We start from the raw sequence: 24,526 nt of genomic DNA, 5'->3' as shown, positions 1-24,526 counted from the left end.
TTCCGACGGATCAGGCCTTGGGCGTGAACTTCACGACCGCCTTGCCGTCCTTGACCGCGTTCACCGTGTAGGCGATTCCGTTCGTCGCTCCGGCGCTGCCGCTGAAGGATGATCGCGTACCGCTGGGGAGGGCGGCCGAGAGGGTGACACCGTCGGCCGACACGGAATCGACCGCGATGTGGGTGACACGCAGCCGGGCTTCGAAGGCGATTTTGTCCTTCGGCTTCAGGATGACCTCGCAGTCGCCGTCCCGGCATGCCTTGAGGTCGGTGCCGTCGGCGGCGACCAGCGGGCCGTCCGGCCGGGCGATGCCCGACGACGACGGCGGAGCGATCGAAGACGGCACAGGCGAAGGTGCAGACACAGGAGTGGGCGAAGACGCAGGCGGCGAAGCGGCCGGAGGCTCGGATCCGCAGCCGGCCAGGGCCGCGGCGGACACGAGCAGGAAGCCGGCCACACGCAGAGTAGACATAGGCTGAACCTAAGCGACGCCACCGGGACCCCTCCCCGGCGGCGGCTCGCATACTGCCGGGGACAGGAGGAGGCACGATGAAGCGGCTCACCACGGCACACGAAAGCCTGGCGCTCGGCGTGCCCCGGTCGGCTCCTGGCGCGGTGTTCGCCCTCACGCTCGCGGGCGGCGTCTCCGTCGATCCCGGCGAGGGCGGCGAGATCTCGTTCGGGCGCAACCGGCCGCAGGTCGACGTCTGTGTGGGGGAGAACGACCTGCAGGTCAGCCGCAGGCACGGGCTGCTGAATTTCACCGGCGGGCATTGGTGGGTCAGCAACACCGGCCAGCTGCCCATCCGCCTGCCGAACTCCCGGTGGCTGTCCCAGGGCGAGGAGCCGATTCCTCTCTCCGACGGTTACACACCGCTGTTCGTCCGCGGCTCGGGCCGCCGTGAACATCTGCTCGAGTTGTACGTCGCCGGTCCTGACGGCGGGCAGCCCGCCACCCGGCACGGTGACGTCACCGTGCCGCCCCGCCGCTGGCGCCTCAGCGCGGACGAACGCCTGGTCCTGGTCGTCTTTGGCCAGCGCTACCTGTTGCACGACCTCAACCCGCAGCCACTGTCCCGCCGGCAGACGGCCGTGGTGCTCGGTGAACTCCGCCCCGACGAGACGTGGACCAGCCGCCGCGTCGAGCACATCGTCATCGACGTCCGGGCGCGGTTGTCCGCCGGAGGTGTTTACGGCCTCCGGCGCGAGGAAGTCGGCGAACCGGTGGGCAACGCGTTGAACGACAACCTGTTGCGCGAACTGGTGCTCTCCACCACCCTCGTCCCGCCGGACCTCGTCCTGCTCGACGCGCTGGGCTGATCAGTCCACTGAGGATGGTCAATTGACGCCTTCCATCGCCGCCTTCGCGACGTCGCTGCCCCTGTCCGCTTCGCCGGCGACCTTCACCAGTGCGGCCGTCGCCTGGTCCCGGCTTTCCTCGGCTTTCACGCGTCCCGCCGATGCCGCGTTGACACCGAAGAACGCGCCCACCACCGTGCCGATCACCGCATGACCGCCGCCACCGCGATGACCGCGAGCGCGCTCAGCCCCGCCAGCACCGTCATGAATCCGTAGTTCTTGCCCATGGCCCGCTCCCTTCAGGCTCTTGAGGCAATGCTTCGCCCGAACGCCACCACTCGTTACGGCAAAAGGCCGGACCGTTACCCGTCGATGCCGAAACGTACGTCATGGCTCTCGCCCGGCACCACGAATTCCAGTAGGTGTGTGCCTTCCTCGGCGATCAAATCCTGATCTCGCAACGGTTTCCGCGATTCGATCGTCAGAGTCGCCTCTTTGATCGCCCAAACGGCCAGGAAATCGCCATCGACGAGCAGGGTGCCCCGGCGGCCACCGTTACCCGGTGGCAACGGCACGCGGCGGCCGTCGGGGATCACCCGCGCGCGATCGGCGTGGGAAAGCAGGACGTTGTCGTACTCGGGCAGGAACCGGGGTGGAGCGGGGGTCTCCGGATCGGGTCGTGGAGCGTCCGGGACGTCGAACAGTTCCTTCCCCTCGGCGTCGGTGAAAGTGCGCAGCCGCGGCCGGAGCCGTTCGAAGACCTCCTTGAGTTTGGTCAGCCCCGACCAGATCCGCGCGTCCCGGACGGTCGCCGGGCCGAACGCCGTGAGGTAGCGCAGCACCAGGTCGTCGAGGGAGACGCCGTCCGTGATCGGCTCGCCGATCCAGTCTTCGAGCAGGGAGAACGCGACCGGGCCGCGCTGTCCCCACAGGCCACGCGGTGTCACGTGCGCCAGCGGAAGGAGGCTGTTGACCGCGTAGGCGAGGACGGCGGGATCGGCGTCGGGCCACCGGTCCGCCAGGGCCGTCCGGATCTCGGGGCGGGTGTGGGGCCGCTCGGCCAGTAGCCGCCGCCCCGCTTCGGCGATCGCGGCCAGGTCGAGCCCGGCGACCTCCCGCGAGTAGTGGCCGAGGAAACCGCGCTCGACCACCGGTTTGATGGTGGGCCACAGTGCGAGGCCGTCTTCGGCCGTCACCAGGTGCACGGTTCCCCGCATCAACGTCGACCGGACGACCTCGCGGGCGACCAGCGGCTTCGCCAGGTCGTCCACCCGGAAGTCCCGCAGCCGCGACCACAGTCCCACATAGGACGAGTCGGGCGCCTGCGCCTGGAGGCCGGCCAGGTGCTCGATCGCGGCGACGGCGGGCAGGTCGGAGCGCTCCAGCAGGAGCTGCCGGGCCAGGGTCGCGCGGTTGAGCGCACGCGGGCTCAGCGTCTCCGTCGCCATCAGCGGTGCCCGCGAAAGAAGGTGCGGAGGTCTTCGGTGAGCAGCTCGGGGACCTCCATCGCCGGGAAATGGCCACCGGTGTCGTACTCGGACCAGTGATCCAGCGGACCGTCCTGGAGGCTCCGGATCGTGGTGTCCGCGGCGAAGACGGCGATGCCGCGTGGCGGTCCGGTTGGCGCCTCGCCGCCGTCGTCCCAGCCACCTTGGGACAGCTGCCGATAGACCTCCATGCCCTCGTACGTGGCGTGCGCGGAGGAGGCGCCCGCGCCGGTGAACCAGAACAGGCTGACCAAGGCCAGCAGGTGGTCGCGATCGACGGCGTCGTCCGGCAGTTCCTTGGCCGGATCGGTCCACTCGGCGAACTTCTCCACGATCCACGCGAGCTGGCCGGTGGGGGAGTCGTTCAGCGAATAGGCCAGCGTCTGCGGTCGCGTCGCCTGGAGGTGCAGGTACCCGAGGCCGTTGGTTTGGAACTTGTTGAAGCGCTCGCCGCGTTCGCGGTCCTTCTCCGCGAGGCCGTCCAGGTCGACGCCCTCGCCGAACGGCATGCCGGCGCTGGTGCCGGTGAGGTGCACGCCGGTCACCCGATGCGGGGCGATCATCGACAGGATGCCCGCGACCCCGGCGCCGGCATCGGTGCCGTGGACGCCGAAGCGTTCGTAACCGAGGCGATCCATCAGCGTGGTCCACGCCTGGGCGACGCGGAACAGGTTGCCCCAGCCGGGTCCCCGCACCGGCGTCGAGAAGCCGTAGCCGGGCAGCGACGGGATGACCAGGTGGAACTCGGTGCTCAGCTCGTCGATGACGTTCCGGAATTCGAACGGCGAACTCGGCCAGCCGTGCGTGAGGAGCACCGGCAGCGCGTCCGGGGCGGTCGAGCGGACGTGCAGGAAGTGGACGGTCTGGCCGTCGATCTCGGTGGTGAACTGCGGGAACTCGTTCAACTCCGCCTCTTGGGCACGCCAGTCGAAGCCGTCGGCCCAGTACTCGGCCAGCCCCCTGAGGTAGGCGACCGGGGCGCCACGGCTCCAGTCGCCGGTGACCTCGTGCGGCCAGCGGGTGCGGCTCAGGCGGTCCTTGAGGTCGTCCAGATCGGCCTGGTCGATCGCGATGCGGAAGGGCTTGATCTCGGTCATGAGAGTTAAGCTAGAACCCATCGCGGAAAGGTTCGTTCCGCAATGGCGGACAAGGTGAACTCATGGCGGAAACTTCGGCGAGGCTCCTGCGGCTCCTGTCCTTGTTGCAGGCGAGACGGAACTGGACGGGACCGGAACTGGCGGACCGGCTCGGCGTCACGACCAGGACCATCCGGAACGACGTCGAGCGGCTGCGCGGCCTGGGCTACCCGGTCGACGCCACGCCCGGCGTTTCCGGTGGCTACAGCCTGGGCGCGGGCGCGGCGATGCCGCCGTTGCTGCTCGACGACGAGGAGGCCGTCGCGGTGGCGATGGGCCTGCGTACGGCCGCGGGCGGGACCATCGCGGGGATCGAGGAGACATCAGTGCGCGCCCTGGCGAAACTGGAGCAAGTGCTGCCTTCGCGGCTGCGGCGCCGCGTCGAGGCACTGAATTCCGCGACGCTCGCGGTGCAGGGCGGCGGCCCCACGGTCGATTCCGAGGTGCTCACGGTCATCGCCGACGCCTGCCGTGACCGCGAGACCCTGCGGTTCGATTACCTGGGCCACAACGGATCCGAGACGCGGAGGCAGGTCGAACCGCATCGCGTCGTGCACCTGAGCCGCCGGTGGTACCTCGTCGGCTGGGACGCGGACAAGCAGGACTGGCGCACCTTCCGCGCGGACCGGATGCGGCCACGTACTCCCAACGGGCGACGCTTCGAGCAGCGTGAACCACCCGAAGGCGGTGTAGTCGCTTACCTTCAGCGTGGTGTGGGCGCGGCGCTGTGGCGGCACCACGCGACGATCCGGCTGCACGTCCCGGCCGCCGAAGCCGCCGCCAAGGTGCCGCCCGCCGTCGTGGTCGAAGCCGTCGACGACGAGACCTGCCTGCTCAAGGCGGGTGCGGACACGCTGGAGTACCTGGCGCTCTATCTGGGCTTGCTCGACGCCGACTTCGAGCTGGTCGACTCTCCGGAATTCGCCGGGCACCTGCGCAAACTGATCGGCCGGTTCAGTCGCGCGGTGGACGCTTGACGTCGAAGACCAGTTCCGGTCGCTCCCAAGTGATCTTCGGCGGCTGGGGCGAGACGATACCGACGCGGCGCGCGCCCATCCGCTCGTAGAAACCGGTGGACGGCGGGTGGGAAACGACCCGGATCTCGGACATGCCGAGGTCCGCGGCCTGCCCGAGCATATGCTCGACCAGCCAGGCGCCGATGCCGGTGCCCTGGGCGGAATCGGCGACGAACAGCAGGTCCAGCTCGGCCGGATACTCGATGAGGCTGTAGAAGCCGACCACCTCGCGCTGCGCGTGGGCGACGAACGCGGGGTGGGTGGCGAGGTAGTCCTCGGTGATCCGGTACCCCTCGAGAATTCGCGCGTACTCCCCTTGGTAGGCATCGGATTCGTGCATCAGCGTGGTCAACCGGCCTGCGTCGGAAGCGTTTGCCCTGGAGATGCGGTAGCTCGTCACGTCGGCAGCTTAGAACGTCACACCGACAACTCTTGACCTCCAGTTAGCCAGAGGTATCAGGCTGGGTCCCGACAGCTGGGGAACGAAGTGGAGGGACAAGATGAAAGCGGCCGCGTTCACGGAAGCCGGTGGCCCGGAGGTACTTCGGGTACTGGAGCTGGAGGAGCCGCACGCCGGGGCGGGGGAGGTCCGGGTGCGGGTGAAGGCGGCGGGAGTGCAGCCGTACGACGCGGCCGTGCGGGCGGGCTGGGAACCCGCCGGGCTCGAGCTGCGTTGGCCGCGTGTCCCGGGGAACGAATTCGCCGGGGTCGTCGACGAGGCCGGTTCCGGGGTTACCGGCCTCGTCGCGGGGACCGAGGTGCTCGGTTTCACCGCTGTGCGGGCTTACGCCGAGTACGTCGTGGTGCCCGCGGAGAACGTCACGCCGAAGCCGCCGGAGATGCCGTGGGAGGTCGCGGGCGGCTTCACCGCGGGGACGCAGACGGCGTACCTGGCGTTGGACGCCCTGCGGATCGCCCACGGCGAGACACTGCTGATCCACGGTGCGGCCGGCGCGGTGGGCACGGCCGCCGTCCAGCTCGCCGTGCTGCGCGGTGCGCGGGTGATCGGGACGGCGAGTGAGGCGAACCAGGACTACGTCCGTTCGCTCGGCGCCGAACCGCTGGTCTACGGCGATGGCCTCGCCGAGCGGGTGCGTGCTCTCGCGCCGTCCGGTGTCGACGCGGCGCTGGACGGGGCGGGCGGGGTCGCGTTCGACCTCTCGCTGGAGCTGGTCGGGAACCCGGACCGCGTGCTCACCCTGGTCGATCACGCCCGTGCGCCCGAGGCCGGGGCGCGAGTGGTCACGGGGACGCGGTCGGCCGAACGGCTGGGGATGCTGGCGTCGTTGTACGCCAAGGGGGAGCTGCGGTTCTTGGTGCGGCGGACGTATCCGTTCGGCGAGGCCGCCGCGGCGCATCGGGAGATCGAGACGGGGCACGGCCGGGGGAAGATCGTGCTGACGTTCCCGTAGGGGTGAGGCAGGGCGCGGCGGCGCGGGAGGAAGCCGCCGCGCCTTTTGTCTACGATGACAACGATGGCAGGGAGGGAACCCGATGAGTCTTCGCCAGTACGAGTACGCCCTGGCCGTCGCCGAAGAGGGTTCGGTGACGGCGGCCGCCGAGCGGCTGCACGTCGCCCAGCCGTCGGTGTCCCAGCAGATCCGCGGCCTGGAACGGGAACTCGGCGTGAAACTGTTCGCCCGCACCCCGACCGGACTGGTGCCCACCGTGGTCGGCCGCGCGTTCCTGCGTGAGGCCGAGGTCGCGGTGAGGGCGTCGCGGCGGGCGCGGGCGACCGCGCGGGCCGGTGCCGAAGACCTGGTGGGCGAGCTGGTGGTCACGGTGCAGATGGGCTTCGGCACCCGGCAGCTGCCGGGTGCGCTGAGTGCGCTGCGCCGCCGCTTCCCGAGGCTGGAGGTCACCCTCTTCGAGGAGCCGAGCGCCGCCGAAATGGAGCGGCTGTCGCGCAAGGGCGTCCTGGACCTCGCCCTGATGGCGGCGTGCGAGCAGAGCCCCGAAGACGCCCACCACCTCGGCCACGAAGAGTTCGTCGTGGTGCTGGGCGCCGGGCACCGGCTGCTCACCGCGGACCGGGTCGAGCTGCGCGAGCTGGCGGGCGAGCCGTGGGTGCGGTTCGACCGCGACAGCGCGCTCGACAACGTGCTGCTGTCCGTCCTGCCGGACGGCGGGCCCGCCCTGACCACGGCCGCCCGCGTGTCCCAGACGGCGACGGCCGCGCGCTGGGCCGCCCACGGGCTTGGGGTGACCCTGGTCCCGGCCTCCGCCGTGCCTCACGACCAGGAACACCTCGTGCGCCCGGTGTTCCCGGCCGTGTCCCAGCCCGTGATCGCCGTGCTCCGGCCCGGCGCGGGCCCGGCGGAGACCGCCCTGCTCGAACTCCTTTGTCAGGAGATCTGGCACGAATCCGGTTCCCTCTCAAGGGTTTCCTGATCGCTCAGAGCTGCGTGGCGCCGCCGTCCACGACGAGCTCGACGCCGGTGCTGTAGGTGGCGTCGAAGGCGAGGAACGCGGCCGCCCTGGCGATCTCGCCGGGGGTGCCGAAACGCCGCATGGGGTTGTCCGCGACCAGGCCCGCCTTGAACCGCTCGAACTCCTCCTCGGGCATCCCCTCCAGCACGATTCCCGTGTCGATGGGGCCGGGACTGACCGCGTTGACCCGGATCCCGCGCGGCAGCAGTTCGGTGCCGAGGGTGCGCGCCATCGACCGCATCGCCGCCTTACCCGCCGCGTAAGCACTGGTCTCCGGCATGCCGATGGCGTTCGCGACCGACGTCGTGAGGACGACACCGGCGCCCGTGCTCAGCAGCGGGGCGAGCTTCTGCACGGTGAAGTAGGCACCCTTGACGTTGACCGCGAACAGCTCGTCGTACACCTCCTCGGTCATCGACTCGAAGGGCATCGCGCGGGCGATCCCCGCGTTGACGAACAAGGCCTCGACCGTGCCGAGTTCGCCCTTCACGCGGTCGGCCAGCGCGTCCAGGTCGAAGAGTGACGCCACATCGCCTCGGACCGCTACCGCGTTCTCGCCGAGCCTTTCGCGAGCTTGGTCGAGCGTTGTCTGGGAACGACCGGTGATCACCACCCGAGCGCCGCGGTCGATCAGCAGTTTCGCCACGGCGAAACCCATTCCGCTGCCGCCGCCGGTGATCACCGCGTTCTTTCCGCTGTATTCGTTCATGATTCGCCTCAGCCCCGGGGGAATTCGCCACCGTCGACGATGATCGTGCTCGCGGTCAGCCAGCTCGCCCGCTCGGACACGAGGAACGACACCGTGTCGGCGATGTCGCCGGGCAGGCCGTCGCGCCCCAAGGGCACGGCGGGGATGTCGCTCTGGTCCGGCGTCCCGCCCATGCCCGCCCACTGCTCCCGCGTCGCTTCGCCACCGGGAGTGGCCGTCCGGCCGGGGGACACGGTGTTGACCCGGATCCCGAACGGAGCCAGCTCCAGCGCCAGTCCCCGGCTGTAGTTCTCCAGTGCCGCCTTCGCCGCGGTGTAGTGCAGGAACGGCCCGACCGGGGTGAGGACCGCGGCCGAGGAGACGTGCACGATCGCCCCCGAACGCCGGTCCCGCATTCCCGGCACCAGCAAGGAGTCCAACCGCACCGACGCCAGATAGTTCAGATCCAGCGCGTCCTGCCACTCCTCGTCGGGGATGGCCGAGCTGCCCTGGTGCGGTCGTGCCCCGCCCGCGTTGTGGACCAGGACGTCCACCCCGCCGAGCACCTCCCGGGCGGCCTCGGCGAGCGCCTCCGCTCCGGCCTTCGTCCGTACGTCGGCCGCCACGAAGGAAGCCCCCTCCGGCACCGTGTCCGTCGCCGACCTGGCGGACGTGAGCACCTCGGCGCCCGCGTCGAGGAGCTGGCGCACGATGGCCGCCCCGATCCCGCGGGAGCCACCCGTGACCAGGGCCCGCTTTCCGGCGAGTTCCCGTGTTCCGTTTTCGGGCGTGGTCATACCAGTGTTCCTTTCGATCCCAAGAATTGTCCGCTCGATGGAAAAAGCGTATGTCCGGGGAAGAACGAAAGGCAAAGACGAAATGTCAGTGGCCCCCATAGGGGATTCCTATGGCGGCGGTTGTGGCGGGACTCACGGCTCCACTGGGCAGTCGCGAGGCTAACCGTCTTTACCACTTACGATCCGCGCGCCTTCCGGATCACCCCGCGCACCACCAAAGGCGCCACGATCGCCACCAACAGGACCAGCGCCGCCCAGCCCCCGAAACCGCCGAAACCGCCGTCGTCGTAAGCCGCCGGAGAGGCCTCTCTCCAGTTCTTCGAACCGCCGCCCGCGGACTCCTCGTCCGGACCGGCCGCCGTCGTCGCGGTCTTGTCGCCGCTGGCCGGGCCCGCGCTCGGGGCTGCCGACGGACCCGCGGCCGCGCCAGGGCCCGTCTTGGGTTTGCCGTCCGGGTTGATGATCCCGGCGGCCACCAGCGGGTCGGGCGGGCTGGCGGCGCCGTCACCGAGGCTGCCGTGGAAGGTCGGGTTCCCGCAGTTGCCCGGGTTCAGCTGTTTCGCCGGTCGCCCGGTGAGCCGCGCGTTGGCGTTCATGATCTCCTGCGACAGGTTCGGCGGCAGCGGCGAATAGCCGATCCGGGCCATGTTGACCTGGCCGTCGCAGGCGACGTGTTCGAGGAACGCGGTGATCGTGTCGGTCTTGCCCTGGTCGCCGTAGCCGCCGCGGCAGGTGTCACGGCCGCTGGTGCACGGCATCATCACGTACGAGTACGCCGAGATGGGGTACGACTTCGGATCGGTGTTCGAGTAGACCTTGTCCAGTTTCTGGCTCAGGTCCTGGCGGAGTTCCGCGTGCTTCAGTGCGGCCGCGATGTTCTCCGCATAGGGTTGCGTGTACTGGCCGGCCCCGTTCTGCACCCACGCCGTCGGCACCTTGTACAGCTGCGCGTAGGCGAATTCGTCGTAGGCGATCGAGAACGGGATGGTCGCTTGGTCGATCGCCTTGGCGATCTGGTCCGAGTCCGCGAGCAGCCGGTACCACTCGGCGTCCGGTCCTTGCCCGGGAAGCTGGATGGGGCGCACGCCGTCGGGCAGGTTGCCCATGCCGTTGCCGACGTTGCGGGAAACGAATCGCTGGTAGGCGTCGGGGGCGGCGTGGGCGATGAAGTCGTAGAACAACGCCGTCGTTCCCGATTGGCCGGTCCGGCCGACCAGGGTGATGGGCTGATCCGGCAAGGCCTTCCCGCCGTTGGTCGCGGTGATGGCCGGGTCGCTCCAGCGGGTGACGTCCCGGCTGAAGATCCGGCCGATCACCTCCCGGCTGAGGTGCAGGTAGTCGACGCGCTTGCCGCCGAGATCGTTGACGTTGTACATCAGGGCGATCGCACCGGCGACATCTGGTACGTACTGGTAGCCGCGGGTTTGCGCGGACAACCCGCCACCGCCCGCCGCGATGAGCGAGGAGACCTCGGCCTCGGTTCCGGCGAAGTCGACTGTCCGGTCGCCGAACTGGTTGACCCCGGCGGGTGAGTTGTTGGCCGAGTAGTTGACCGGGATACCGCGCGACGTCGCACCGTTCTGCCAGTCGTTCATCGCCGGACCGACGTAGCTGGACCCGGAGCCGGTGATCCTGGTGAGCGCCGCGGCGCCGGGAGTGATCACCAGCGACAGCAACACCGTGACCCCGCCCAGCGCGGCCAGCCTGCGGATCATCCGAATCGCCCGTTCACGTAGTCGTGGGTGCGTTCGTCCGACGGCGCGTTGAAGATGGTGTCCGTCGGGCCGTGCTCGATCACCCGGCCGGGTTCGTTCTCGGCCGCGAGGAAGAACGCGCAGTGGTCCGAAACCCGTTGGGCCTGCTGCATGTTGTGCGTGACGATCACGACCGTCACCTCATGCCCGATCTCGGCGATGGTCTGCTCGATCCGCCGGGTCGACGTCGGGTCGAGCGCGGAGCACGGCTCGTCCATCAGCAGCACGTTCGGCTGCACGGCCAGCGATCGCGCGATGCAGAGCCGCTGCTGCTGACCGCCGGACAGCGCGCCGCCGGGCGAACTCAGCCGGTCACGAACCTCGCGCCACAACCCGGCCCGTTCGAGGCTCTGCTCGACCAGCGCGTCCTTGTCCCCGCATTTGACGCCGGCGAGTTTCAGCCCGGCCAGCACGTTGTCGCGAATGGACATCGCCGGGAACGGGTTCGGCTTCTGGAACACCATGCCGATCCGCAGCCGGACCTGCTGCGGGCGCGTTCCGTCGGCGTAGATGTCCTTGCCGTCCAACAGGACCTCACCGGTCAGCGACGCCGACGGCACGAGTTCGTGCATGCGGTTGAGGATGCGCAGGAAGGTCGACTTGCCGCAGCCGGACGGACCGATCAGCGCGGTCACCTCCCGGGCGGGCATCCGCAGCGACACCCCTTCGAGGACCAGGCGGTCACCGAACCAGGCGCCGATTTCACGCGACTCGAGTTCCGCCGCGCCGGGCGGCGGCCCGCCGGTCAGCTCGACCAGCGGGCGCGCCGGACTGTCCACGTAGGACACTTCAGTGTCGGTCACCGGTTCTCCTGTGTCTTGACGGTAATTCTTTTCGCCTTGCGCATCGACCGGTCGCGGCCCACCACCCTGGCGATCGCGAACAGGCCGAAGATGAGCAGGATCAGCACGAGCGCGCCGACGTAACCGCGCTGCTGGACGTTCTCCAGCGGTTGCTTGATGAACCGGTAGATGAACAGCGGGATGCTCTCCTGCGGATCGGAGAACGGGTTGGCGTTCATCCCGAGCGTGCCGAACGAGGTGAACAGCAGCGGCGCGGTCTCGCCTGCCACCCGGGCGATCCCGAGGATCACGGCGGTCGTCACCCCGGTCCGCGCGGTAGGCAGTACCACGGACCAGACCGTGCGCGCCCGGCTCGCGCCGAGCGCCAAGGAAGCCTCGCGCAGGCCGTCCGGGACGAGGCGGAGCACCACGTCCACCGTGCGGGTCACGGTCGGCAGCATCACCATCGTCAAGGCCAGCGTGGCCATCAAGCCGTTGTAGCTGAACAGACCCACGCCGGCCTGGATGCCGGGGATGATGAGGGCCGCGTAGACGAACAGACCGGCCACAATGGATGGCAGCCCGCTCATCGCGTCGACCATGATCCGGACCGGACGGCGGAACCTGGATCGGGTTTCGTTCAGGAAGACGGCGGTGAGCACGCCCAGCGGGACGACGAGGACCAGCGTCAGCGCGGTCTGCTGCAGGGTTCCCACGATCGCGTGCAGGCCGCCGGTGTCGGTCACCGGATCGGTCGGCGCGACCGTGGACATGTCGTGGGTGAAGAAACTCCAGCGCAGGTAGGGCGCGCCTTCGACGACGATGTAGATCAGCAGCGACAGCAGCGGGGCGAGCAGGACGAGCGCGCCGGTGACGACGACGGTGGACACGAGCCGGTCCGACGCGGCGAGCCTGTCCAGCCGGTCGCGGGTCACCAGATAGAGCATCGCCAGGTAGAGCAGGTACGCGACGATCAGGTCGGCCAGCCAGCCGGGGGAATCCAGCAGCAGGTGCATGACGAACCAGGTGAGCAGCGTGGCCGACACGGCGCAGCCGAGCGCGGCGAGACGGTCCTGCCTGGTGGTTTCCGACGGACGGCGTCTGACGAGCTTGCGCGGCGCCGGGGTGACCGGGGGAGTCACTGTCGCCCTCATGCGTCCACCCCCGCGCCCGAGCGGCTCCTGGAGATGATCACCGACGCGGTGAAGTTCGTCGCCAGGGTGAAGACGAACAGCACCAGGCCCGCGGCCATCAGGCCGGACAGCGCGAGCCCGGACGCACCGGAGTTGTTGGCGATGAACCCGGAGATCGTCGCGCCGCCGAATTGCAGGACGTGCTTCGTGATTTCCGGAACCTGCGGCAGCAGCAGGGAAACGGCGATCGTTTCGCCGAGCGCGCGACCGAGTCCGAGCATCGAACCACCGATGATGCCACCCCGGCCGAAGGGCAACATCACCGTTTTGACCATTCCCCAGCGTGTACTTCCCAGTGCGAGCGCCGCCTCCTTCTCACCGGGTGGCGTCTGCGCGAACACCTCCCGGATCACCGACGTCGTGATCGGGAGCACCATCAGCGAGACCACCAGGCCCGCGATGAACATCGACTGGATGTAAAGCGCGTTCTCCTTGGCCGAGAACAGCGGGAACCAGCCGAGGTTTTCGGTGAGCCACAGCGAGATCGGCACGATCTGCGGTCCGAGGAAGGCGAAGCCCCACAGGCCGTACAGCAGACTCGGGATCGCGGCGAGCAGGTCGACCAGTCCGGTCAGGAACCCGCGGATCCTCCCACTGGAGTACTCGGTGATGAACAGCGCGGCCAGGATGCTCAGCGGTACCGCGATCAGGACCGCGATCAGTGCGACCACGATGGTCCCGTAGAGCACGCCGAGCACGCCGAGGACGCCCGAGGCCGGGTCGAACCGGATCGTGGTGAAGAACCCGAAACCACTGGTGTCGAAGGCGGACCCGGACCGGTAGACGAGGAAGAAGCCGATGACCACGAGAATCGCCAGCATGGTCAGCCCGGCGCCGGTGGTTACCCGGCGGAACACACGGTCCGCCCGTGAGAGGACTTCGGTGAGCACGCGCCGCACCGGTGCTCCCGGTGGGGACGGATCGGGCCGGGGTGGCGCGATGGTCACGAGCGGCCTTCCTTCGTGTTGGCAGGTAAAGGAGTTCAGGGCACACCACGTCGCCCCTCGATGCGGCCAGTATGTGGTGCCCGCGTCCGGGAAAGGTGTCCACGCGGAGAACGCCCGACGGGGCGTTTGTGAATCAGTGCGGCGGACGGTCCGAGCCGGTTGACCCCCGACGGGTGGCTCGGGGACTTTGGGTCTCGTGAAACTTGGGGAGTCGTCCGTGTTCCTGGTCCGCGCAAGACGCGTCGGTATCGTGCTGATCTGCGGGATACTGGCGGTCGCGGGTGTGTCGGTTCCCGCCGCGCAGGCACAGGCGCCCGCCGACCCGCCGTACCGACTCAAAACCGAACCCGCCGATCTCTCGGCTGTCCAGAACGGCGACCCGGTGCGGATCACCCTTTCCGGTTTGCCCAAGGGAGCGAGGGCGAAACTCGTCATCTGCCCGAAGGATGTGCCGGACAACCTGGTGAAAAGGGCCTTCGTGCCGCCGTGGCCGAAAGACAGCACACTTCTCACCAGGGTGCAGGCTTATTGCCAAGACGAATTCGGTGACGAATTCGCCGGCAAGAACGCGGGTATGCAGTCGATGGAAAGGGTGCGGAGCAGCACGACCGGCGACATCGTTTTCGACACCACGATCCCGCGCGGTACCTTGCGACCGCATCCCGTGTCCTGGGATCCGCTCTACACCACCTACGAAAAAGCGGTGAATCCCGGGGACAGGTTCCCCAAGGTCCCGTGGGCGGACAACCCCGCGGTCGTCGATCCGGCGACCGGCGCGAAGACCAGGAGGCAGTTCTCCTTCACCTGTGACGAGAACAATCCCTGCAGCGTCACGATCCAGATCACCGCGCAGGACGCCACGGGCAAGCCGGTGACCTGGGTCGACGACTCGATCAAGTTCACCCCGTACCTGCCGGGTATCGGAGTCAAGGGCTGCAAGGGGATCGGCAGGCATACGCTCAACGCCAGCATGCCGGAGCGGCTCGGGCGGGCCGCGGTCGCCTGGAACCAGGCGTTGTGCGCTCCCACCCAGGCCGACCAGCCCGCCAACATCGTGAGTGAGACCGAAGACACCGGGCTGACCGCGTTCGACAAGGGTGCTTCCGATCTCATGATCACCGGAAGCGGGAACGCGCTGGCCGCCCAGACCGTCCGGTCGAGGGAGTACGTCCCGGTCGGGGTCAACGCGGCGGTGATCGCCGCGGTCGGCTGGTCTCCGACCGATGTCGATGACGACGGAAACCCTCTCGGTTCGAAGCTCACCAGCACGACGTCGTTCACCAACGACGAACTGGCGAACATGTTCACCAAGGGCGGCCAGAACCCCGACGCCGCCGGTCGGGGCGGCATCTTCAAGAACGGTGCCCCGCTGGTCGACCGCAATGCCGGGCTTTCGGCCATCAAGGATGGCCAGCCCGCCGGGGTGGTCGCGGCGAACCGCCGGTCCGGTTACAACGGAAGCGCCGACTTCTTCGGGGTGACCGGGGAGTCGGGACCGGGGACGATCCCGTTCGCCCTGAGCAAGGTCCTCGCCGGGACCGCGCCGGAGGCCTGGGTCTTCCCGGTGCTGGGCTCGGACTACTTCGGTGACCTGGACGGGAAGTCCCCCGGTGTGATCGCCGATCTGAGCGCGCTCGATCCCGGCAAGTCGCAGGTGCACAACGTCGATGCGAAGACGGGTCAACTGTCGGTGCGCAAGACCGTGGACAACGCCGTCGCCGGGCGGGGAAGCGATTGCGACGGCGGCTGTGTGAACTGGGTGATCACCGATCTCGCCACGGCGACCGTCAACCGCTGGACACCGGTGGCGCTCCCTGACGGCAAGGGGAACTTCGTCGCGCCGACCGAGCAGAGCCTTCAGCTGGCGGCCGACACGATGAAGATCGGCCCCGACGGAACGGCCGAGGTCGGCACCGTGACCAAGGACGGCGCGTACCCGCTCACCTTCGTCGAATATTTGGCCGCCCCGGTCAATCCGCTGATCGACGCGACCTGCAAGCCGATGACGGAGAAGCAGGACCAGTTGAAGTCGTTCGTCAACCTCGCGGCCGGTTACGGGCAGGCGCTTCTTCCTCCCGGTCTGGCCCGGTTGAGCCCGGGTCTGGCCGCCACCGCCGCCGCGCGCGTCGCCAAGATCGGCACCGGTACGGCCGAAAAGGCCTGCCAGGAGAAGGAAGAGGCGAAGAACCCGCCACAGCCGGGAGCCACCGGCGCGACGCCGGCTGTCAACTTCTTGCCGAACAATCCCTCCGGTGGTCCCGGTTCGACCGCCGAGACGCCGGCCGCGGCCGCCACCGGACCCGTTCCCGCCGCCGCGCCGACTCCGGAAAGCGTCGCCGCGGCGAAGAATCTCGCCGACTCCATCGACATCCCGAAGTTCGCGGGGGCTGGGGCGCTGGGTGCCCTCATTCCCTTGGTGGCCTTGGTGATCCTGGCGACGCTCCCGTCCGCGACGGCGTACCTCGCGGCCGGGCGACCGGTGCCGACGTGGCTGACCAGGGCGCTGGCCGAGATCGGCGCCGCGTTCGCCATGCTGTTCGGCCTCTTGCGGGGCAAGCGGTCCGGCGGCGTCGCGTGAGCACTTCCGTAAAAGACCGGCAGACGGCGCCGGAAGACGTCGAGGAGGAGCACTTCCTGCGGTTCGGTCCCGGCTGGATCGGCGCGGTCGTCTTCGCCTGGCTGGTCACCACCCTGGTGGCACTGGCCTTGGTCGTCTACGCGCTCGGCCCGATGCTGCAGTCGAGTGACCAGCGGAAGGCGCTGACCGGGATCCGCGGCGAGATGGATGTGGCGCTGGGCGCCAGCCAGAGCCTGTTCGGTGCCGCCCCGCCCGCCAAACCGGTCGAGTTCGGCAAGCCGGTCGCGGTCATGGAGATTCCTGTCCTGAAGGTGCAGCAGGTCGTCATCGAGGGCGCGTCGAGCGGCGAGACCGCTTCCGGTCCCGGCCACGTGCCGGGGACGGCCGGGCTGGGGCAGCCGGGCAACGCCGTGATCGCCGGTCGCAACGCCGGTTTCGGCGGCCCGTTCGGTTCGCTCGACACCCTGGAGAAGGGTGACGAGATCGTCGTCGCGACGACGCAGGGCAAGTCCGTCTACCTGGTGACGGACACGGCCACTCGACCCCTCGACGAGGGGGCCGACTACGGCAAGACCGAAAACGACCGGCTGACGCTGGTGACGTCGGCGTCGTGGTGGCCACTGGCCTCGGAAGAGGCGACCGTGGTGACCGCCGTCCTGGAGGGGAGGCCGTTCAAGCCGACCCCGCAGAACGGCAGGGCGGACGCGCGGGACGGCCGGACCGGTGACGGCGACGCGTGGGCCGGGCTGGTGCTGGCCTTCGGCGGATTCGTGGCGGCGGCGGCCGGGGCGACTTTCCTTTATCGCCGTTGGCGTCCGGTTTCGACCTATGTCATCACCGGACCAGTCCTGCTCACGCTGGGCGCGCTCGCGGCCTTGGCGCTTTGGCGACTGTTTCCGGCCTGGGCTTGATCCGGGATTTCGGTCTTTTCGGGCCGGACTCGTTCCCAGGATGTGGATCTTCACCCGTTCCCGACTTTGGTCGGTGGACTCCTCACTGACAGCTCTTTAGATTCTCCCCATTACACCCGGTCAGGGGTAACTCATTCGGGGAACCGGAGGAATTCTTCTGACGGAGTGTCACGCCATCAGCGTGCTTTGAGCCGGAGCGCGACTGGATTGCTGAACACAGGGAGAGTTCGATGAGCAGATTCAGCCGAGTGGTCACATGCTCGGTTCCGGTCGCGGTCGGTGCGTTGCTGCTGTCGACCGCGGTTTCCGGTGCCCAGCCGTCGGAGGAGGCCCGCACCCAGGCCGGGATCACCGCACTGCAGAGCATCAAGCGGAGCCTCACCCCGGCTGAGCGGAAGCAGTCGAGCCAGCTCGTCATCGAAAAGCGCCTTCGCGCGGACAAGGGCCTGGCCGGCAAACTTCCCGAGTACCGGACCGGGCTGGGCGTGAGCAACGCCGGCACCGTCGCGGTGGACATCAAGGGCACCGGCCAGTCGCTCGTGAACGCTGTCAAGGCGGCCGGCGGCACCGTGCGCTACGCCTCGCCCGCCGGCGCTGTCCGGGCCGACCTCCCGCTGAACGCCGTCGACACGATCGCCGGCCGCGGCGACGTCGCCGAGGTCAAGGCCGCTTCCCAGGCGATGACCTGGAACGAGTCCGCGCCGCAGGACCGCCGTCAGGCCCCCGCCGCCAACGCGGCCGCCGCGCCGCAGGTCGCCGAGGGCGACAAGGCACACGGCTCCGACACCGCCCGCACCAAGTACGGCGTGACCGGCGCGGGCCAGAAGGTCTGCGTGCTCTCGGACGGCATCAAGTCGCTCCAGGCGTCCCAGACCGCCGGTGAGCTCCCGGCCGTCGACGTCCTCCCCGGCCAGGCGGGCAGCGGAGACGAGGGCACCGCGATGCTGGAGATCATCCACGACATGGCGCCCGGCGCCGCGCTCGGTTTCGCGACCGCGTTCACCAGCGAGCAGAGCTTCGCCGACAACATCCGCGCGCTGCGCACCACCGGCAAATGCACGATCATCGTCGACGACGTCTCCTACTTCGACGAGTCGCCGTTCCAGGACGGCCCGGTCGCGAAGGCCGTCAACGACGTGACCGCCGCGGGCGCGCTCTACTTCTCCTCAGCGGGGAACTCGGGCAACCTCACCGACGGCACCAGCGGCTACTACGAAGGCGACTTCCGCGGCTCCAGCACCAAAATCTCCGGGATCACCGGTACGCCGCACGACTTCGACCCGAGCGGCACGACCCAGCTCTACAACGCGCTTTCGCCCGGCTCGCTCGGCCGTTACGTCACCCTGTTCTGGTCCGACCCGTGGGGCAAGGCCACCAGCGACTACGACCTGTTCGTCCTGAACTCGTCCGGTTCGGTCGTCGCCTCCAGCGAGGGCTCGCAGAACGGCACGCAGAACCCGTACGAGATCGCCCAGGTCCCGGCCACCGGCTCGGGCTTCAAGGTCGCCGTGGTCAAGTACAGCGGCGCCGACCGGTTCATCGCGCTCAACGTGATCCGTGGCCGCTTCGTCGCCTCGGGTTCGCTGAAAGCCTTCAGCACGAACGGCGTCACTTCCGGTCACTCGGCCGCGGTCAACGCCTTCAGTGTCGCGGCTGCCCCGGCCGCCGGTGCCTTCGGCCGCGCGCTCGAGACCGGTGACCCGGCGAACCCGACCGGCCCGTTCCCCGGCCTGTTCACCGGCGCCAGCAAAGGGGAGCGGTTCACTTCGGACGGTCTGCGCCACCAGTTCTACCACCCGGACGGTTCGGTGATCACCCCCGGCAACGTGTCCTCGACCGGTGGTGCGACGCGGAACAAGCCGGACATCACCGCGGCCGACGGGGTGGCGACCTCGGTGAGCGGCTTCCAGCCGTTCTTCGGGACCTCCGCCGCCGCGCCGGGTGCCGCGGCCATCGCGGCGCTGCTGCTGCAGGGCAAGCCGACCGCCACCCCGGCGCAGATCCGGACGGCGCTGACGTCGTCCGCGATCGACCTCGGTGCCCCGGGCTTCGACCCGGTGACCGGTGCCGGCGTGATCATGACCGGTCCGGCGCTCGACGCGCTGGGCGTCGCCCCGAAGAATTAGCACGACAGCGAGAAGAACGGCCCGGTGTGTGAGAGCACGCCGGGCCGTTCTCGTTGTCATTTCAGCACAGTCAGGACTTGACGCAGGACAGGCCGTTCGGGCCCGAGACGGTCAGGAAGCCGTACTGCTTGATCTTGGCGGCGTACGCGCCACCGCACAGGCGGCTGGCGGTCGAGGCCGAGTCGCCGTTGTCGAAACCGACGGCGCGCTTGGCCTGGTCGTAGCTCGGGGTGCGGCTGTCGACCACGTTGAAAACGCTGCGCGAGCCCAGGAACGCCGTGGTGAACGCCGGGGTGTAGTTGCCGGCGGAACCGGCGACCGGGGAGCCGTTGAAACCGGCGCCGGTCAGCGGGTTGACGGTGAAGCCCGCACGCTTGTCCGGGGTCACCGCGTTGCCCTGCGCGATCCACTGCGCGATGGAGAACGGCGCGATCGCCCGGGAGCGGTCGGCGGCGGCGATGGAGTTGCCGTCGTGCTCCTGGAAACGCTTGATGGTGACCGGCTTGGTGGTCGGGTCGAAGCCGAGGACGGTGCCGGTGAAGAAGCTCAGCGTGCCGGAACCGGTCTGCGGGAGGTAGACGACGATGGCGGCATTGGCGCCACCGACCTGGTTCCAGTTGGTGATGGAACCGCTGTAGATGCCGCGCAGCTGCGCCAGCGTCAATGACAGGCCCGCACCCGAACCGGTGGCCGAGGAGGCCCAGGTGACACCGTCGGTGGCGAACGCGTAGAACTCGAAGGTCGACGGGTCGGACGAGCTACGCGCCGAGGACGACCGCGCGATGTCGATCTTGCCGTTGAGCGCCTCGGCCGAGGCCTTCAGCGCGGCCTTGCCCTGCGAGGAACCGTTCGGGGCCGGGTTGCTCGTGCTGTAGACGACCTGGTCGGCGAACGGGTCGGCCGGAACGGTGAACGTCTGGGTGCCGGAAAGCAGCGGCGGCACGTTGACGTAGTTGTCGGGGTCGGTGTTCCAGGCCGCCTTGGACGCCGCGGTGTTGGCGTCGGCGAGGATCGCGCCGGTGATGTCGGTGGTGGTGTCCGAGCCTGCCGCGGCGATGACCTCTTCGAGGCCGTTGGCCGGGGCGACCGCCGAGGCGGTGCCGGTCAGGGTGAGGCAGGCACACGCGGCGATCGCGGTGGCGCCGAGAAACCGAGTGGTACGAGCACGCATCTTGTTTGCACTCTTTCTCTAGTCCCCAAGTCGTCACGGGATTCCGTGACTTGCCGCAATCCTCGCTCCGTAACACTGTCCTGCGACGGTGCTTCGCGTTCCCGCCCGACGTCTTGGTGGTTAATCTCCAGGGAACGCACTTTCCGTGATGGGCCGTCACGGAAAACGATTCGGTGAATTTCCGGCGGAATTGCGGCGGTATTTCCGGCGCCAATCGGCTATGGTCTCGATCCCTTCACCGATCGCCGCCTCGGCGGTGGCGGACCGGAAACGGTCGAGCCCGCGCTGCGCCTCGATACGTCGCCCGTACGCGTGGCTGGCGATCGCCACGATCCGGTTGTCCGTATGCAGGCGCCAGCGCCAGCGACCTCCGCTGAGATGACTGAAATCGCTGGTCAGCTCGACTATGTGCGTGCTGAGCCAGGTGATCGCGACAAGGCATTCCTCGGCCCGCGGATAGTCGGCGGGGGCCGAGCCCAACGACACGTTGTTGCCGCCGAGCAGACGCCATCGGATGGTCTCTTCGCCGGTCTGGACCAGCTGAAAGCGTGGATTCTTCCTCACCGTTCACCGCTCCGGCGACGATGTGAACGGTGTGAATTCCCCCTGGGCACGTCTGTAAAATCGCCCCGACGCGGTGAAGGGGTTACCGTTTTTCATGAAGGCGCGACGGCCGCCGGGTGAACGTTTTATCCCGGCGGGCGCCCGCTAGCCTGAACGGACGCGGGTAATCGGAAAACAAGCACCGAGCCGGATCGGTCCGGTACGGTCTGCGAGGAGGATCGATGGGCAACGGCAAGACCGCGGTCGTCACCGGGGCGGGCTCCGGACTCGGCCGGGAGATCTCCCGCGCGCTACTCGGCGCGGGCTACCGGGTCGCGCTCGCGGGCCGCCGCGCGGACGCGCTGGCCGAGACCGCCGATGGGGACGCGGGAGCGCTTCCCGTGCCCACCGATGTCGCCGATCCCGATTCCGTCGCCGCGTTGTTCGAGGCGGTGCGCGCGGAGTGGGGACGGCTGGATCTCCTGGTGAACAACGCGGGCGTGTCGGTGGGCGGGACGGTCGACGAACTGTCCTTCGCGGACTGGAAACGCGTCGTCGACACCAACCTGACCGGAATGTTCCTGTGCGCGCAGCAGGCCGTACGGCTGATGAAGACGCAGGAACCGCGCGGCGGCCGGATCGTCAACAACGGTTCGATCTCCGCGCACGCCCCGCGTCCGGCGAGCATCGCCTACACCGCGACGAAACACGCGGTCACCGGGCTGACGAAGTCGATCTCCCTCGACGGCCGGGCCTGGAATGTCGCTTGTGGACAGATCGACATCGGCAACGCGGCCACCGAGATGACGCTGCGGATGGCCGGCGGCGTCCCGCAGGCCGATGGCGGCGTCAGAACCGAGCCGACCTTCGACGCCCGGCACGTCGCGGACGCCGTGCTGTACATGGCCGGGCTGCCGCTGGACGCGAACGTCCAGTTCCTGACCATCACGGCGACCACGATGCCGTACCTCGGGCGGGGCTGAAGGGGACTTTCCCCTCGTCTCACGCGGTGAAGGGCGCTTTCATCGCATCGCATGCGGGGAAAGTCCCCTTCAGCTCAGCCCTCGAAATCACGGGATCACCTTCGCCTTCCGGAACTCGTCGAACAGCCGGAAGAACATCGCCGACGTCTCGGCGTATTCGTGGAAACCGGCCCTCCGGGCCTTCGAACCGTCCGCGAACATGTCGTAGTCCCAGCCGAACACGAAGTCGGCGAAGCCCCACGACGACGAAACTGCGCCGTACGGCACCTCCAGCCCGTACTTCGCGGCGATGGCGGTCCAGAGTTCTTCCTTGTCCGCCATGACGACGCCCAGCGACATCGGCAGCGGCGGCGCGACCTCCAGGCCGAAGTACGCGGCGATCCGAGGCCAGAGTTCGCTCCACCGGAACAGATCACCGTTCGCGATGTTGTACGCCTCGTTCGTCGAGCCGGTCGCCGCCCAGGTCGTGGCCTTCGCCAGCAGCCCGGCGTCGGTCATCTCCAAGAGACTGTCGTACGCGCCGGGTTTGCCGGGAAAGCGCAGCGGCAGGCCGAGTTCCTTCGAGATCGACGCGTAGACGGCGATGGCCAGCGCGAGGTTCATCGGGTTGCCCAGCGCGGTACCGCCGACCACCGACGGCCGGATCGCCGACCACGTCCAGGTCTTCCCGTCTTGCCGCCGCTCCAGGAATTGCTGTTGGTCCACGTTGAACTCGGGCGGCATGTGCCCGGCGTCGGATTCGCGCGCCGGGGTCTTGAACGGGCCGAGGTGGGCGCCGTAGACCTTGTAGCCCTGCATGAGGCTGATGTGGCGCAGACCGGGCGCGGCCCGCTCGATCGCGTCGACGAGATTGGTCAGCATCGCCAGGTTCGGCGGGACCAACTCGGCCCAGGTCGGCTTGTCGACATAAGCCGCGTAGAACACGTGCGTGACGTCGTCCAGGTCGCCGAGCTTCGCCAGGGTGCCTTCCGCGTCGAGCAGGTCGACGGCGATCTGGCCGGGGCCGCCGCGCCGCGACAGGCCGATGACCCGCCAGCCGGACTGGGTCTCCAGGTGCTCGATCAGGTTCTTGCCGATGACCCCGTTGGCTCCGGCGACCAGTGCGACCTTGCGTTCTTCGTTCATGTCATCGAGCCTGGACTCGCCAGAAGGATAAGTCCAAGGCATAGATATCACCGCCTCGATAAACTCTCTTTATGACCAGCTTGCGGCAGCTCGAGTACCTGGTGACCGTCGTCGACACCGGCTCCTTCACCCGGGCCGCGGAGTTGCTGCACGTGACGCAGCCCGCGCTGTCGCATCAGGTGCGGGCGCTGGAGAAGGGTGTCGGCGGCCCGCTGCTCGAACGCCTGCCGCGCGGTGTCCGGCTCACGCCGATGGGACGCGCCATGCTGCCGCACGCCCGCGCCACCCTCGCCGACGCCGATCGCGCGCGGTGCGCGGCCCGGCAGGCGTCCGGGCTGCAAGCCGGGGAACTGCAGATCGCCACGGTCTACTCGGTCGGTCTCGGTGTCCTGCCCTCGGCGTTGCGGGTGTGGCGCAGGGAGCGGCCGGACGTCGACGTCCGGCTGGTGGAGTTCCGGCACGCGGACGAACTCCGGGACGCCATGGCGGCGGGGGAGGCCGATGTCGCGGTCGGCCCGGTCCCGTCGGGCTGGGTAGGGCCGGTACGCGAACTCGGCACCGAGGAGTTCGTCGTCGTCCTGCCGATCGACGGACCGCGTGAGGACGACGGCACCGGCGTCGTCGACCTCGCGACCCTCGCCGACTGCGCTTGGGTGCACTACGCGCCGGGCAACGGCCTGGCCGACCTCGTCGACCAGGCCTGCGCCGCGGCGGGATTCCAGCCGAGGGCCGCGGTCCGGACCGAACAGACCGCGGCGGCCCCGGTCCTCGCGGCGGCGGGTCTCGGTCCGGCGCTGGTCCCGGCCAACGTGCTGCCCCCAGGCTTCCACGGTCGCGTCCTGCGGCCCGAACCGGCGATCCGGCGCACACTGGCCGCCTACTGCCGGAGCGCGCCCGACCCGCTGACCTCGGCGTTCATCGACGTCGTCGCCGGGAAGTGCACGCTCGGGCCGGCACACGGAACCCGCTGACAGGTCCACATCTCCGAACCTCGTCGCCTCGTGGGCGCCCTACCGGCACCAGGGTCATGCCTATCTCCCGAAGCTCACCGTCTGAGCGAAGATGTCCCCATGCTCACTGTGGGGAAGACGCTGGTCGTGGCCGCGGTCGTGCTGACCGCGGCCTGTGACCCGGCACCGCCGGAAGAACCGGAAGAAAAAGCCGCCGTCCACACCGATCCGGCGCCGGTCGCCGAGGAGTTCCCGGAGGTCGGCGAGATCGTCGAGGCGTCCTGGGTCGAGGAGAGGGTGGGCGTCTCCGAAGGCCGTATCGAGGCGCCTGGTCCGACCGATCTCCGATTGTCCGCTGTGGTGCAGCTGCGTCTCGAAGCCGTGTCGAAGGTGATGAGCGGCAAGGAATGCCACGCCGGTGCCCCGGCTGTACCGGAGTCGCTGGAGGCACTCCTTCCCACTGGCGTGGCGTGGCTCTCCTGCGAGCTTCCCGCGACCGGCAAGGCACGGACCGCGTTCGTGGCCGCCGGTTCCGAGCGGGCCTTCCTGACTTACACGACGATGTAGCGAAGTCGTGCGGAACCGTTGATCTTCGGTCACGGTGGCCGCA

The 24,526-nt window shown here is 69.0% G+C and carries 24 protein-coding genes; 10 read left to right on the top strand and 14 right to left on the bottom strand.

What is annotated here, in order from left to right; all coding sequences use genetic code 11:
- Positions 1 to 10 precede the first annotated feature (10 nt).
- The gene (locus ACM6LU_RS29255) at positions 11 to 346 is read right to left on the bottom strand and encodes a hypothetical protein (protein ID WP_414941012.1); all 336 of its coding nucleotides are present in this window, start codon (positions 344 to 346) and stop codon (positions 11 to 13) included.
- A 203-nt stretch (positions 347 to 549) separates the two neighbouring features.
- On the opposite strand from ACM6LU_RS29255, the gene ACM6LU_RS29250 reads away from it, so the two are divergent.
- Positions 550 to 1,320: an FHA domain-containing protein gene (locus ACM6LU_RS29250; protein ID WP_414941010.1), complete on the top strand. Its 771-nt coding sequence runs from the start codon at positions 550 to 552 to the stop codon at positions 1,318 to 1,320.
- Positions 1,321 to 1,338: 18 nt separating this feature from the next.
- Here ACM6LU_RS29250 and ACM6LU_RS29245 read toward each other — a convergent pair whose 3' ends face one another.
- The 3 genes from ACM6LU_RS29245 to ACM6LU_RS29235 form a co-directional block, all read right to left on the bottom strand.
- Positions 1,339 to 1,506, bottom strand: coding sequence for a hypothetical protein (locus tag ACM6LU_RS29245; protein WP_414941009.1), 168 nt, complete (start codon positions 1,504 to 1,506; stop codon positions 1,339 to 1,341).
- A gap of 155 nt (positions 1,507 to 1,661) precedes the next feature.
- Positions 1,662 to 2,747 carry a winged helix DNA-binding domain-containing protein gene (locus ACM6LU_RS29240; RefSeq protein WP_414941008.1) on the bottom strand — a complete coding sequence of 362 codons (1,086 nt, stop codon included), beginning with the start codon at positions 2,745 to 2,747 and terminating at the stop codon, positions 1,662 to 1,664.
- Positions 2,747 to 3,883, bottom strand: coding sequence for an epoxide hydrolase family protein (locus ACM6LU_RS29235; protein ID WP_414941007.1), 1,137 nt, complete (start codon positions 3,881 to 3,883; stop codon positions 2,747 to 2,749). Before ACM6LU_RS29235 ends, ACM6LU_RS29240 begins: the two co-directional genes overlap by 1 nt.
- Positions 3,884 to 3,945: 62 nt before the next feature.
- Between ACM6LU_RS29235 and ACM6LU_RS29230 the strand changes: the two genes are divergently transcribed.
- Positions 3,946 to 4,899: a helix-turn-helix transcriptional regulator gene (locus ACM6LU_RS29230; protein ID WP_414941005.1), complete on the top strand. Its 954-nt coding sequence runs from the start codon at positions 3,946 to 3,948 to the stop codon at positions 4,897 to 4,899.
- Here the strand turns inward: ACM6LU_RS29230 and ACM6LU_RS29225 are convergent.
- On the bottom strand, positions 4,877 to 5,338 hold the full coding sequence (locus ACM6LU_RS29225; protein WP_414941004.1) for a GNAT family N-acetyltransferase: 462 nt from the start codon (positions 5,336 to 5,338) through the stop codon (positions 4,877 to 4,879). The genes ACM6LU_RS29230 and ACM6LU_RS29225 overlap by 23 nt on opposite strands.
- Before the next feature lie 100 nt (positions 5,339 to 5,438).
- On the opposite strand from ACM6LU_RS29225, the gene ACM6LU_RS29220 reads away from it, so the two are divergent.
- Together ACM6LU_RS29220 and ACM6LU_RS29215 are read left to right on the top strand one after the other, a co-directional pair.
- Positions 5,439 to 6,350 carry an NADP-dependent oxidoreductase gene (locus ACM6LU_RS29220; protein ID WP_414941003.1) on the top strand — a complete coding sequence of 304 codons (912 nt, stop codon included), beginning with the start codon at positions 5,439 to 5,441 and terminating at the stop codon, positions 6,348 to 6,350.
- Between the two features lie 82 nt (positions 6,351 to 6,432).
- Complete coding sequence (locus tag ACM6LU_RS29215) at positions 6,433 to 7,329, top strand: LysR family transcriptional regulator (protein ID WP_414941002.1); 897 nt, start codon at positions 6,433 to 6,435, stop codon at positions 7,327 to 7,329.
- Positions 7,330 to 7,333: 4 nt separating this feature from the next.
- On the opposite strand, the gene ACM6LU_RS29210 is transcribed toward ACM6LU_RS29215, so the two are convergent.
- From ACM6LU_RS29210 to pstC, 6 genes are all read right to left on the bottom strand, one after another.
- Entirely contained in the window at positions 7,334 to 8,077 is a 744-nt protein-coding gene (locus ACM6LU_RS29210) for an SDR family oxidoreductase (protein ID WP_414941001.1), read from the bottom strand.
- Between the two features lie 8 nt (positions 8,078 to 8,085).
- Positions 8,086 to 8,853, bottom strand: a complete 768-nt coding sequence (locus ACM6LU_RS29205) for an oxidoreductase (RefSeq protein ID WP_414941000.1) — start codon at positions 8,851 to 8,853, stop codon at positions 8,086 to 8,088.
- Positions 8,854 to 9,029: 176 nt separating this feature from the next.
- The gene (locus ACM6LU_RS29200; protein WP_414940998.1) at positions 9,030 to 10,568 is read right to left on the bottom strand and encodes a substrate-binding domain-containing protein; all 1,539 of its coding nucleotides are present in this window, start codon (positions 10,566 to 10,568) and stop codon (positions 9,030 to 9,032) included.
- On the bottom strand, positions 10,565 to 11,365 hold the full coding sequence (locus tag ACM6LU_RS29195) for a phosphate ABC transporter ATP-binding protein (protein ID WP_414941190.1): 801 nt from the start codon (positions 11,363 to 11,365) through the stop codon (positions 10,565 to 10,567). Before ACM6LU_RS29195 ends, ACM6LU_RS29200 begins: the two co-directional genes overlap by 4 nt.
- Positions 11,366 to 11,406: 41 nt before the next feature.
- Positions 11,407 to 12,543 (bottom strand): phosphate ABC transporter permease PstA, encoded by a 1,137-nt coding sequence (gene pstA, locus ACM6LU_RS29190; protein WP_414940997.1) that lies wholly within the window; start codon positions 12,541 to 12,543, stop codon positions 11,407 to 11,409.
- Positions 12,540 to 13,529: a phosphate ABC transporter permease subunit PstC gene (pstC, locus tag ACM6LU_RS29185; RefSeq protein ID WP_414940996.1), complete on the bottom strand. Its 990-nt coding sequence runs from the start codon at positions 13,527 to 13,529 to the stop codon at positions 12,540 to 12,542. Before pstC ends, pstA begins: the two co-directional genes overlap by 4 nt.
- A gap of 217 nt (positions 13,530 to 13,746) precedes the next feature.
- Between pstC and ACM6LU_RS29180 the strand changes: the two genes are divergently transcribed.
- The 3 genes from ACM6LU_RS29180 to ACM6LU_RS29170 all read left to right on the top strand — a co-directional run bounded on the left by ACM6LU_RS29180 (position 13,747) and on the right by ACM6LU_RS29170 (position 19,144).
- Positions 13,747 to 16,107, top strand: a complete 2,361-nt coding sequence (locus ACM6LU_RS29180; RefSeq protein WP_414940995.1) for a hypothetical protein — start codon at positions 13,747 to 13,749, stop codon at positions 16,105 to 16,107.
- Positions 16,104 to 17,018, top strand: coding sequence for a sortase (locus ACM6LU_RS29175; RefSeq protein WP_414940994.1), 915 nt, complete (start codon positions 16,104 to 16,106; stop codon positions 17,016 to 17,018). Before ACM6LU_RS29180 ends, ACM6LU_RS29175 begins: the two co-directional genes overlap by 4 nt.
- 230 nt (positions 17,019 to 17,248) lie before the next feature.
- Positions 17,249 to 19,144: a S8 family peptidase gene (locus tag ACM6LU_RS29170; RefSeq protein WP_414940993.1), complete on the top strand. Its 1,896-nt coding sequence runs from the start codon at positions 17,249 to 17,251 to the stop codon at positions 19,142 to 19,144.
- Positions 19,145 to 19,214: 70 nt separating this feature from the next.
- On the opposite strand, the gene ACM6LU_RS29165 is transcribed toward ACM6LU_RS29170, so the two are convergent.
- Positions 19,215 to 20,315: a substrate-binding domain-containing protein gene (locus ACM6LU_RS29165; RefSeq protein ID WP_414940991.1), complete on the bottom strand. Its 1,101-nt coding sequence runs from the start codon at positions 20,313 to 20,315 to the stop codon at positions 19,215 to 19,217.
- A gap of 156 nt (positions 20,316 to 20,471) precedes the next feature.
- Complete coding sequence (locus ACM6LU_RS29160; protein ID WP_414940990.1) at positions 20,472 to 20,879, bottom strand: DUF1508 domain-containing protein; 408 nt, start codon at positions 20,877 to 20,879, stop codon at positions 20,472 to 20,474.
- Between the two features lie 221 nt (positions 20,880 to 21,100).
- Between ACM6LU_RS29160 and ACM6LU_RS29155 the strand changes: the two genes are divergently transcribed.
- Entirely contained in the window at positions 21,101 to 21,841 is a 741-nt protein-coding gene (locus tag ACM6LU_RS29155) for an SDR family oxidoreductase (RefSeq protein ID WP_414940989.1), read from the top strand.
- Positions 21,842 to 21,928: 87 nt separating this feature from the next.
- Here ACM6LU_RS29155 and ACM6LU_RS29150 read toward each other — a convergent pair whose 3' ends face one another.
- The gene (locus ACM6LU_RS29150) at positions 21,929 to 22,966 is read right to left on the bottom strand and encodes an SDR family oxidoreductase (RefSeq protein WP_414940988.1); all 1,038 of its coding nucleotides are present in this window, start codon (positions 22,964 to 22,966) and stop codon (positions 21,929 to 21,931) included.
- Between the two features lie 71 nt (positions 22,967 to 23,037).
- Here ACM6LU_RS29150 and ACM6LU_RS29145 point away from each other — a divergent pair, with 71 nt between their 5' ends.
- Entirely contained in the window at positions 23,038 to 23,937 is a 900-nt protein-coding gene (locus ACM6LU_RS29145) for a LysR family transcriptional regulator (RefSeq protein ID WP_414940987.1), read from the top strand.
- Positions 23,938 to 24,036: 99 nt separating this feature from the next.
- On the top strand, positions 24,037 to 24,483 hold the full coding sequence (locus ACM6LU_RS29140) for a hypothetical protein (RefSeq protein ID WP_414940986.1): 447 nt from the start codon (positions 24,037 to 24,039) through the stop codon (positions 24,481 to 24,483).
- The last annotated feature ends 43 nt before the right edge of the window (positions 24,484 to 24,526 follow it).

Source organism: Amycolatopsis sp. cmx-11-51 (assembly GCF_047608665.1).
Taxonomy (GTDB): domain Bacteria; phylum Actinomycetota; class Actinomycetes; order Mycobacteriales; family Pseudonocardiaceae; genus Amycolatopsis.
Note: the sequence above shows the minus strand (reverse complement) of the source record. Positions and strands in the feature narration are given on the sequence as shown.